The organism is Streptomyces sp. XD-27, from assembly GCF_030553055.1.
Taxonomy (GTDB): domain Bacteria; phylum Actinomycetota; class Actinomycetes; order Streptomycetales; family Streptomycetaceae; genus Streptomyces.
In genome coordinates, this window is sequence record NZ_CP130713.1 from 51,918 (window position 1) to 63,881 (window position 11,964).

3 protein-coding genes are annotated in these 11,964 nt (G+C 70.6%); all 3 read right to left on the reverse strand.

Features of this window, described 5'->3' with window-relative positions; all coding sequences use genetic code 11:
* Positions 1-42 precede the first annotated feature (42 nt).
* The 3 genes from Q3Y56_RS00160 to Q3Y56_RS00170 are packed head-to-tail and all read right to left on the reverse strand — an operon-like array spanning position 43 to position 11,398.
* Positions 43-1,128: an AMP-binding protein gene (locus Q3Y56_RS00160; RefSeq protein WP_369696687.1), complete on the reverse strand. Its 1,086-nt coding sequence runs from the start codon at positions 1,126-1,128 to the stop codon at positions 43-45.
* The gene (locus Q3Y56_RS00165; protein ID WP_304459974.1) at positions 1,017-9,464 is read right to left on the reverse strand and encodes a non-ribosomal peptide synthetase; all 8,448 of its coding nucleotides are present in this window, start codon (positions 9,462-9,464) and stop codon (positions 1,017-1,019) included. The genes Q3Y56_RS00160 and Q3Y56_RS00165 overlap by 112 nt, the downstream gene beginning before the upstream one ends.
* On the reverse strand, positions 9,461-11,398 hold the full coding sequence (locus Q3Y56_RS00170; RefSeq protein WP_304459975.1) for an ABC transporter ATP-binding protein: 1,938 nt from the start codon (positions 11,396-11,398) through the stop codon (positions 9,461-9,463). The genes Q3Y56_RS00165 and Q3Y56_RS00170 overlap by 4 nt, the downstream gene beginning before the upstream one ends.
* Positions 11,399-11,964 lie beyond the last annotated feature (566 nt).

Genomic DNA, 11,964 nt, shown 5'->3' on the forward strand with positions numbered 1-11,964 from the left:
GAGAGCCGCGCACAGCGTGTCGTCAGAGGAGCAGGGCAGGTCTCACTGGTGGTTGAACTCGGCCTCGAATGCGTCGATCTCCTCCTGGTCCAGGTCGAGGAGGTCGACGCCGGACGGGATCTCCGCGCCCGCACCAGGGTCATCCGTGCCCAGCTGCACGATCGTCGCGATGCCCGCCGGCGTCCGGTGCTCGAACACCTCCCGCGGGCCGAAGACCATGCCGTCACGGTGGGCCCGCGCCGCCAGCTGCATCGAGAGAAGCGAATCCCCGCCCAGCTCGAAGAAGCTGTCGTCCGCACCGACCCGCGGCAGCCCGAGCACCTCGGCGAACAGATCGCACAGCATCCGTTCGACCTCGGTGACCGGCTCCCTGTCGGAGACGCGTCCGCTGAAGTCGGGCTCCGGCAGCGCCTTGCGGTCGACCTTCCCGTTCGCTGTCACGGGCAGCGCGTCGAGCACCACCACCGCCGCCGGCACCATGTACTCCGGCAACCGGGCCGCCACGCCCTCGCGCACCGCCACGGCGTCCACCGCGGCCTCCCCGGCAGGGGTCACGTACCCCACCAGCCGTTCGCCGGCATGACTGGCGCGGACCACCGCCACCGCCTGCCCCACCGACTCCTGCGCCAGGAGCGCCGCCTCGACCTCACCCGGCTCGATGCGGAAGCCGCGCACCTTCACCTGGTCGTCGACACGACCGACGAAGACCAGCTCCCCTTCCGGGTTCCACCAGACCAGGTCCCCGGTCCGATACATCCGCTCACCCGAGCCGAACGGATCGGCTACGAATCGAGCCGCGGTCAACCCCGCTCGGCCCAGATACCCCCGCGCCACACCCACACCGGCTATGTACAACTCGCCCACCGCACCCGGTGGCACCATCCGCATCCACGCATCCAGGACGAGCGCCCGGGTGTTCGCGGTCGGATACCCGATCGGCGGAATCTCATCACCGTCCGGAATGTCCCGGCCGATCGTCATGGCGATCGTGGCCTCGGTCGGCCCATAGGTGTTGATCATCCGGCGCCCGGGCGTCCACCGGTGCACGAGTTCAGGAGGACACGCCGCCACGCCCAGTACCAGGCACGGCAGTACCCAGTCGGGTGATGCGGGAACGGTGGCCAGCACGGGGGCGGGATCAGCGCATGGCTGATCTCCCGGCTCGCCAGCACCTCGGCCAGCTCTCCACCGGCCACCACACCCTCGGGCGGAACCACCAGTGCCGCACCGCCACCGACGGCCATGAGCAGTTCCAGCACCGAGACGTCGAAACTCGGCGACGCCAAGGCCAGAACCCGGCTCCGGGTGGTCAGATCAAGGCGCTCGGCCAGGCTGTTGGCCAGACTGGCCAAGCCGGTGTGGGTGAGCACGACGCCCTTGGGTTTTCCGGTGGAGCCGGAGGTGTAGATGAGGTAGGCCGCATTTTCGGGCACTGCCCGCGACCGCACCGGATCGGTGGGGTATCCGCTGACCGCACGCACCACCGACTCGTCCACCACGACCGCCGGTCGCGCGTCGGCGAGGATGTAGTCGATGCGCGCCTGGGGGTAGTTCGCGTCGATGGGCAGCCAGGCGGCGCCGGCTTTGGTGACACCGAGGACGGTGACCACCAGTTCCAGGCAGCGGGGCAGCATGATCGCGACCCGGTCCTCGGTTCCGACGCCGTGGTCGATGAGCCAGTGGGCGAACTGGTTGGCGCGGGTGTCGAGCTGGGCGTAGGTCAGCGACTGGTTCTCGAAGACCGCCGCGGTCGCCTCAGGGGTGGCGGCGACCCGCGCGGCGAACATCTCCGGCAGCGTCTGGGCCGGCACCTCCACCGCGGTGTCATTGAACGCCCGCAGCTGTCGCCGCTCGGCATCGGTCAGGATCGGCACCACGGACAGCGGCACCCGCGGAGCGGCGACGAGGGCTTCGAGCACCTGCGTGAACCGATCCAGTACGGCATCGGCCTGCGCGGCGGTGACCAGCTCGGGCTGGCGTTCGAGGCGCAGTTGCAGGCCGTCGCCCGGGATGGCCGTCAGTGCCAGGGGATAGTGGGTGGAGTCGGCGTCCGTCACGCCCTGCACACGCAGCCGATCCGGTTCCGCGCCGGCGGCCGCGTCATCGGGCGCGGCGGGCTTGGGGTAGTTCTCGTAGACGAAGAGGGTGTCGAAGAGCTGCCCGAGCCCGACGGCCTGCTGGATGTCGGCGAGCCCGAGGTGGTGATGGGTCAGCAGCGCTGTCTGCTCGCTCTGCAAGCGCCGCGTCAGTTCGGTGAAGGTGTGCTGCGGCTCCATCCGTACCCGGACCGGGACGGTGTTGATGAAGAGTCCGACCATGGTGTCGATCCCGGGAAGCTCGGCCGAGCGCCCGGACACCACCGAGCCGAACACCACGTCGTCGCGACCGGTCATCGCCCCGAGGACCACTCCCCACACCGCCTGTAGCAGTGTGCTGACCGTGACGCCGAACTCGCGGGCCCTCGCCGCCACAGCCTCGAAGGACGTCTCGTCCAGCGCGCCCCATATCTGTTCGGACATCTGGACCGGCACCAGCCGGTCCGCCGCGACCAGAGTCGGCTCGGGCAAGCCGGCCAGGGCCTCGCGCCACGCGGTGCTCGCAGCGTCCCGATCGGTTCTGCTCAACCAGGCCAGGTACTGCCCGTACGGTGTCACCGGCGCCAGCGCGAGCGGATCCGCTCCGTTGTCGTACAGCTGGAACAGTTCATCCAGCAGCAGGTGTATCGACCAGCCGTCGAGCAGGATGTGGTGAGAGGTCAGTACCAGCTGGTACTGGTCCGGCCCCACCACGATCACCATGAACCGCAGCAGCGGGGGCCGGGCGAGTTCGAACGGCTTCGCCCGTTCTGCCGCGGCCACCACCTCCGCTTCGGCCTGCGGGTCTGCCGATTCCGTCACGTCCACCTGGGTCAGCGGCACCTCCACGGTGCCGGCGATCACCTGGTAGGGGACCCCGGCGGCGCTGTGCCGGAAGCCGGCACGGAGATTGGCGTGCCGGTCCAGCAGCCCGCGCACCGACTTCCGCAGCAGCGGCATGTCCAGCGGGCCGGTCAGGTCCAGCACCGCCTGTCCGGTGTAGACGTCGACTCCGTCGCCCACGAAGCCGGCGTGGAAGGCCAGGCCGTGCTGCAACGGGGACAGCGGCAGCACCTCGGCCAAGCCACCGGCACCCGAGTGTTCGGCCTCAAGGGCCTCGATCTCGTGCTGCTCCAGGTCGACGAGGGCGAAGTCGGACGCGGTGTGTCCGCCTGCGGCAGAGTCAGCCGCCTGGCGGGCCAGCCCGGACAGCATGTCCAGCCATTGCTGGCCCAGTCGTTCGATCTCGGCCTCGTCGAGCAGACCGTCGGGCCATTCCAGCGTGAGCGTCAGCTGCGGGCCGTCCGGCAGGTCCTGGACGATCGCGTTGGCGTCCACCGCGTGCGGCAGTTCCGTGCTCGCGTCCATCGAACTGCCGATGTCCCCGGCCAGCTGCCACGCCCGCCCGTCGTTCTGGTCCCCCGCAGCGAACCGGCCCAGGTAGTTGAACCCGATCTGGGGCGAGGGCAATGCCGCGAGAACCGGTCCGGTCTCACCGTTGAGATAGCGCAGCAACCCGTAGCCGAGCCCATCGCCGGGCACCGCCCGCGACTGTTCCTTGACCGCCTTCAGCAGGCGTCCGGCCGCCGAACCACCGGTGAGCGCATCGGCGAGGTCGATCCCCGCCACATCAAGCCGCACCGGGTGCACGCTGGTGAACCAGCCCACTGTCCTGGACAAATCCATCCCGTCGACGGGATGACGGCCATGGCTTTCCACGTCCACCAACAGCGCGTCCACGCCGTGCCACCGGGCCACCGCGCCGGCCAGCCCGGCCAGCAGGACCTCATGCGCCCCGCAGTGGAACACTCCCGGTGCCCGTCCCACCAGCACGGACGTGTCCGCCTTCGGCGCGACCCAGGACCGCGAGCGCACCACACCGTCCGTGTCCCGGCCTGTGGTCAGCTCGGGCGCGGCGACCGGTTGGTCCTCCTGGCCGACGATGGCCTTCCACGCCGGCAACTCGCCGACCCGCTCCTCGGAGACCGCCCACTCCTCCAGCAGGCCTGCCCACCGCCTGAACGACACCCCTGCGGGTTCCACCACCGGGTCCCGCCCGGCGGCCACCGCCTCGCAGGCGGCCTGGAGGTCCGGCAGCAGGACCCGCCACGACACTCCGTCGACCGCCAGGTGATGCACCACCAGCACCACCCGGCCCAGCCGGTCCGGGCCCCTGTCCACCCATACCGCCTGCACCATCACACCCGCAGCGGGGTCGAGCCGCGCCACCGCCTCCCGTGCGGCGTCCTCCACGGCCTCATCCAGCGGACGTCCTGCGGCCTCCACGCGGGTGACCAACCCGGCCGGGTCCACCGACCCGGGCTCGCCCACCACCAGCCGCCCCGGCTCCGTCCGCAGACGCAACATGTCGTGGGAATCCACCAGCGCCGCGAGGCCGGCCGCCAGCACGTCTTCCGTCAAGTCCTGCGGCGCGCCCACCGCCGCCCACTGGGCGAACCCCGCGCCCACGACCCCGTCCCCCAGCATCCGCATGACCGGCGTCCACGCGACGCCACCTACACCGTCGGCCGCGGGGGCATGATCACTGTGCGGCAGCGCCGATCGGGCCGTCAGCTGCGCGAGCCGCTCCGGTGTCCTGCACTCGAAGACGTCCCGCGAGGTGAACGTCAAACCGGTATGCCGCGCCCGCGACGCCAGCTGCATCGAGAGGATCGAGTCGCCGCCCAGTTCGAAGAAGCTGTCGTCCGCACCGACCCGGTCGATGCCGAGGACCTCGGCGAAGAGGCCGCACAACACCCGCTCGGTCTCCGTGACCGGCTCCCGTCCCGCGGTCGCGGCGGCGAAGTCGGGGTCCGGCAGCGCGCCCCGGTCGATCTTCCCGTTCGCCGTCACCGGCAGGGCGTCCAGCGCCATCACCGCCGTGGGCACCATGTGCTGTGGCAGCCGGGAGGCGAGCCCCTCGCGCACCGCGTGCGGATCGATGTCGCTGGGTGAGACGTAGGCCAGCAGTCGGTCCGCGCGGACGGTCACCGCGGCTTGGGAGACCCCTGGGTGGTCGGCCAGAGCGGACTCGATCTCGCCGGGTTCGATCCGGAACCCCCGGACCTTGACCTGGTCGTCGGCCCGTCCGGCGAACACAAGGTCGCCCTGGCTCGTCCAGTACGCCAGATCCCCTGTCCGGTACATCCGTTCGCCAGGGGCGAGCGGATCAGCCACGAACCGTTCCGCCGTCAGCCCCGCGCGGCCCAGGTAGCCGCGGGCCAACCCGATTCCGGCCACGTACAGCTCACCGACGATCCCCGGCGGCAAGGGCAGCAGGAACGCGTCGAGCACATAGCAGCGGCCCCCCGCGATCGGCGTCCCGATCGGGACCACGTCCCGGCCCGCCGTCAACGGCGTACTCATCGCCGCGCACACCGTGGCCTCGGCCGGGCCGTAGGCGTCGATCAGCCGCAGCCCCTCCGACCAGCGGTCCACCAGGCTCGGCGGACAGGCCTCCCCCGCCACCACCACCGTCTGCAACTCGTCCGGCAAGACGTCGACCGTGCCCAGCACCGACGGCGGAACCGTCACGTGCGTGACCTGCCACCGTTCCAGCGCCTCGGTCAGCGACACCTGCGGCGGCAGATCCCGCGCCGGCGCCATGACCAGCGTCGCCCCGGACAGCAACGCCATCAGCACCTCGGACACCATGGCGTCGAAGCCCAGCGCCGCGAACTGCAGGACCCGTGAGGACGGCGTCACGCCGAAGCGGTCGATCTGCGCCGCCGCGAGGTTGCCGAGCCCCGTGTGGGAGACGACGACCCCCTTCGGAGCGCCCGTCGACCCCGACGTGTACATCACGTACGCCGCGTCACCCGGGCCCGCCTGCGGCAATTCCGCGTCCGAGCCCTCCGCCGGATCGGTCTCGCCGATCACCACCAGGCGATCCGCGAACTCCTCGGGCACGGCCGGCCGGGTGGTTCCGACGCATACCACCGACACCGGATCGGCATCGTCCAGAATCCACTTGACGCGTTCGGCGGGATAGGCCGGGTCCACCGGAACGAACGCGCCGCCCGCCAAGGACACGCCCAGTATCCCGACCAGCCACCACGATGACCGGTCCACCACCACGCCCACCCGGTGCTCCGGCCCGACCCCGCGGTTCCGCAGCACAGCGGCCAATTCCACCGCCCGGTCCCACAGCTGCCCGAACGACAGCTCACCTTCGGCGTCCACCACCGCCACGTTATGCGGGCGCTCCCTCACCACCCGCCTCACCAGGGCCGGCAAGGTCTCCCCCGCCGCCAACGCCGGGGCCGGCTCATGCGCGTGGCCCTCGGCCATGCCGATCCGCCCCACCGATCCGGACGGGTCGGCGACCAGCGTGGCGAGCGCGTCGACGAACCACTGGAGCGCCGACTCCGCGACGCTCTCCCGGATCTGCCCGCGCCAGTAGCTGAGCTGGATCCGGAAGTGATCTCCCGGGATGATGCCGAGGGTCAGCGGATAGTGGGTCCCCTCGACCGTGCCCAGATACGTGAACTGGCCCGCGAACTCGCGCGGATAGTTCTCGAACACCAGCAACGTGTCGAAGGTCGCGCCGGCGCCGGCCGCCTTCTGGATCTCCGGCAGCCCCAGGTGCTGGTGCGGGATCAGGGCCGCCTGCCGGCGCTGCACCTCGGTGAGCATGTCGATGACTGATTGGCCGCCGTCCAGGGGCACCCGGACCGGCACCGTGTTCATCATGAGGCCCGGCATCGACTCCACACCCGGGAGCTGCGCGGGACGGCAGGCGACCGTGGCGCCGAAGACCACGTCGGTCCGGCGCAGAAGCCGCGCCAGAACCATCGCCCAGGCGCCCTGTACCACCGTGTTCAGCGTCAGGCCGTGGTCGCGGGCCAGCCGCGTCAGCCGGGTGTGGAGATCCGTGGGCAGGTGGACGACGTGGTGGTCGTAGTCCGCCACGGGGGCCGCTGTCGCGACCAGCGCCGGCTCGCCCAGACCGGACAGCTCCGCCCGCCAGGCCGCGCGTGCCGCGTCCTTGTCCTGCCGGTCGAGCCAGGCCAGGTAGTCCCGGTAGGAGGCTGAGCCCGCCCGTTCCGGGAGCTGCCCGCCTGCCGCGTACGCCTCGGCCGCCTCGTTGAGGATGACCGCCACCGACCAGCCGTCGATGAGCGTGTGGTGAATGACGACCAGCAGGCGGTGCCGGTCCTCGGCGACGCGCATCAGCACCAGCCGGGCCAGGGGGGGCTCGGCGAGATCGAACCGGTTCTTCTGTTCCCGTACGACCAGGGCGTCGACGGCCGCGTCGACATCGTCGGCACCCGTCAGATCCACCTCCTGCCACGGCAAGGTGACGTGCCGGTGGACGACCTGCACCGCCTTGCCCGACGGGAGCCGATGGAAGCTGGGCCGAAGCTGGGGGTGCCGAGCGAAAATCGCTTCCCACGTGGCCCGCAGCCGGGGGACGTCCAGCGGTCCGCTCAGCTCCACGAGCCAGTGCACCTGGTAGATGTCGCGGCCCTGGTCACCGGGGCCCTGATCGTCGAGGGTCGACTGGAAGAGCAACCCCTCCTGGAGCGGTGCCAGCGGCCAGATCTCCTCCGCCTCCGCGTGGGCGGTCGCCAGGTCCGCCTCGTCCTGCGCGGTCAGGGCGATCAGCGGCTGGTCGGCGGGGCGATCAGCGGGTACGGCACGCGCGACGGCCGCCAGGCGTGCGGGCGTCTGCTCCTCCAGGATCTGGGCGGGTGTCAGCAGCAGGCCCGCCTTGACCGCGCGTGCCGCCATGCGCATCGCGATGATCGAGTCTCCGCCCAACTGGATCAAGCCGTCGTCGACCCCGACTCGCTCCAGGCCGAGCAGCTCGGCGAAGAGATCGCACAGCACACGCTCCGGCTCGGTCACCGGTTCGCGGCCGGTTGCGTTCGCCGCGAACTCGGGCGCGGGCAGAGCCGCTCGGTCCACCTTGCCGTTGGCGGTCAGGGGGAGTGCGTCCAGCACGATGACAGCGGCCGGAATCATGTACTCCGGCAGTTCGGCCCCGAGACGCTCGCGGATGAGATCGGGATCCGCGTCCCTGTCCGCCACCACGTAACCGATCGGGCGCCCGTCGATCGCCACCAGTACGGCGTCGTCGATGCCCGGCTGGGCCGTCAGCGCGGCCTCGATCTCGCCGGGCTCGATCCGGTACCCGCGGATCTTCACCTGGTGGTCGACCCGGCCCGCGAACAGCAGCTCACCGTCCGCGGTCCACTGGGCGAGGTCCCCGGTCCGGTACATCCGTCCGCCCGTCACCTGACCGCCACCGCCCTCGGAGGCGCTATCGGGTGCGAACGGATCCGCCACGAACCGCTCCGCGGTCAGACCCGGCCGGTTCAGATAGCCGTCCGCCAGACCGGCACCGGAGAGGTACAGCTCACCGACCACACCCGGGCCCACGGGCCGCAGCGACTCGTCGAGCACATGAGCCCGGCGGCCCGGCAGGGACCGCCCGATCGGCAGCGTCGGGCCCATCTCGTCACCTGGCTCGAGCACGTGCCACGTCGCCCACACGGTCGCTTCGGTCGGGCCGTACAGGTGCCGGATCCGCGCTCGGGGGCAGGCCTCCCGCACCCTGCGCACCGCGTGCGCGGGCACCAGGTCACCACCGGTCTGCACCTCATGGAGCCCCGCGAAGGACTCCGGCGACTCCTCCGCCACAGCGCGGAAGTTCCCGGCGGTCAGATACGCCCGCGTCAACCCGGCCGCGACCAACTCCCGCAGGCGCTGGGCGTCCACCGGCCCCGGCTCCGCGATCATCACGCGGGCGCCCCACGCCAGCGGCACCCAGATCTCGAACATGGACGCGTCGAACGCGTAGGGCGCGTGCATGAGGACCGCGTCGCCGGGCTCCATCGCCCAGCCGGGGCTCTCCACCAGCTCCACCAGGCTCCGGTGCGGGATGGCCACCCCCTTCGGGGCGCCCGTCGAGCCGGAGGTGTACATCACGTAGGCCAGATCGCCCGGGTGCACCGTGACGGCCGCCGCGTCGCACGCGTCTTCGTCCGTGGCGGCGTCCACCTCGATCGACTCGACCCCGTCCGGTACGCCGCCGCGCGCCGCGGCCGAACACACCATCAGGGACACTTCGGCGTCCGCCACCATGAACGCCACTCGCCTCGCTGGGTAGGCGGCGTCCACCGGGACGTACACGGCCCCCGCCTTCCATACGGCGAGCGTCGCCACGAGCAGGTCGGGCGAGCGGTCCATCATGACCGCGACGCGGTCGCCGCGGCGGATGCCCCCATTGATCAGGCGCCCGGCCAGCCGGCCCGCCCGCTCATCGAGTTGCCGATACGTCAGAACCTGATCACCGGCTACGACGGCCACCGCGTCGGGCGTCCGGTCGACATGCGAGGCGAACAGCTCCAACACCGTCGGTGTGGCTTGCGCTGTGGAATTCATCGTTCTCCTTCACGGACCACCTGATGCACCGACCGGAGTGCCATGTCCGGCCCGAGCCCGGTGCCGATGTCGGCGGGCTCGGTGCCGTTGTCTCCCGGCTTGACGAACTGCGTGTGATAAAGCTCGGCGTAGAGGCCGCCCTCGGCCAGCAACTCCTCGTGCGTCCCGCGCTCGCGGACCTGTCCGCCGTCGATCACGAGAATCTGGTCGGCCTCGCGGATCGTGGACAGCCGGTGGGCGATCACCAGCGAGGTACGGCTGCGCAGGGCGGTCTTGAGTGCCCGCTGGACGGCAGCCTCCGACTCGGAGTCCAGATGCGCGGTGGCTTCGTCGAGGACGACGACCGAGGGCGCCTTCAGCAGCAGCCGGGCGATGGCCAGTCGTTGCTTCTCCCCGCCCGACATGCGGTAGCCGCGGTCGCCCGAGACGGTGTCGAGCCCACTGGGGAGGGACTCGATCAGATCCCAGATCTGGGCCCCTTTGCACGCCTCGATCAGCTCGTCCTCGGTGGCGTCCGGGCGAGCGTAGAGAAGGTTCTCCCGGATCGTGTCGTGGAAGAGGTAGGTGTCCTGGCTGACCACCCCTACCGTTTCGCGGAGCGAGTCGAAGGTGAGGTCCCGCAGGTCGTGTCCGCCGACGCGGACCGTCCCCGAGTTCGCGTCGTACAGCCGGGACACCAGGTGGGTGATGGTGCTCTTCCCCGCGCCGGACGGGCCGACGAGCGCGGTGAGGGTGCCGGCCCGCACGTGGAAGCTCACGTCGCGCAGGACGTCCGGCGTCACCTTCCCACGTTCGCGATCGGACCGCAGATGCTCCAGAGACGCCAGTGAGACCTCGTCCGCGGTGGGATAGCGGAACGACACGTTCTCGAACTCGACGTCCGGCGCCACGTTCGTCGCGAGCGCGACCGCGTCGGGGCGTTCCTGGATCAGCGGCTTCAGATCGAGCAGTTCGAAGACCCGGGAGAAGCTCACCACGACGGTCTGCGCGACCTGCTGCATCCCGGACAGCTGGGTGATCGGCCCGAACAGCCGCTGGAGCAGGGTGGCGATGGCGATCAGCGTGCCGAGCTGGAAGGCCCCGTCGAGTACGAGTCCGCCACCGATCCCGTAGACGATCGCCGTGGCGAGCGAGGCCATCAGCGTCATCATCACGAAGGCCATCCGGCCCCAGACGGACAGTTTCACACCGATCTTGCGGATCCTGTCGGCACGATCCGTGAGTTCGGCCATCTCCTCGTCCGGACGGCCGAAGAGCTTGGAGAGCATCGCCCCCTGCACGTTGAACCGCTCCTGGAGCCGTCCGCCGAGGCCGGTGTTCTCGTCCATCTGCTGTCCGGTGCGCCGCTGGATCACCCGCCCCACGTGGACCCAGGGCACGATGAATATCGGAACCAGCGCCAGCGTGATGAGCCCGACGAGCCACGACAGGTAGAACAGCTCGGCCAGCACCACCACGACCATGACCGCACTGGTGGCCGCCATCAGCAGGCCGCTGAACTGCTGCTGAGCCATGATCAGTTCGGTGTGCAGCCGACCGACCAGCACCCCCGTCTGGGTGCGCGTGAAGAACGCGAGCGGCAGCCGCCGGACGTGGTCGAGCGCCTCGACCCGGAGGTCATAGGTGATCACCTGTCCGATCCGCCCGGAGATGTAGGCGGACACCAGCGACAGCCCCGCGCCGAGCACGGCGAGGCCGGCGGCGAGGCACGCCATCGAGATCACGACCCCGCGGTCGTTCTTGACGATGCCGTTGTCGACCAGCTCCCTCAGCAGCAAGGGAGTTGCGGCGACGGTAAGCGCCTCCATCGTGGCGACCACACCGAAGAGCGCCACGGTGCGGATGTGCGGGCGGAAGTAGGCGAGCACGCGGCGCACCGTCCCCGGGTGGATCGTGGTCTGCCAGGGATCGGGATCGTCATCGCTCTTCCTCACCCCCTGGTAGCGCAACACCATTTCCACGCAGGTGCCCCTCTCACACGACTCACGAAGCCAGCGGAGCCCAATCGTGCTGAATCACGTCGATGTCCACGAGTGAGTCCAACTGAACACTTCTGGCACTTGGACGCATCTGCCGGTGTCTGTGCCGCGCGGCTGCCGCGGCACGGCTGACCACCACGGTCACCCTCCCGACCTGGGCCTCGTCGGCTTGCCGCCGCATGGCGCAGGGGGAAAGGAGCAGCCCCGGAATTCTTGCTCGATCGTCTCTGGGGGCGCGGGCGGCGCGAGGTACACCGGAATCCGGGCGGGAAGGTCCACATCCGGATGGGAAGGGCCCGCGGGCACTCGCCTTCGGCTCACCGAGCCGTTTCAGCCGGGCGCCGCGCGTCTACGACCCGCCCAGGTGAGGGTGGGCCTTGGCCGAGCGATCGTCAAGAGCGTCACCGGGCACGCGACGGAACTCTCGCCCTCAGCCCGGGGGGCTGTGGGCGGGCTCTACGTCATGCGGCGACTGCCTGCCGCCCGGTACGCGGCGACTGCTCGCTGCTCGGTGATCGTGA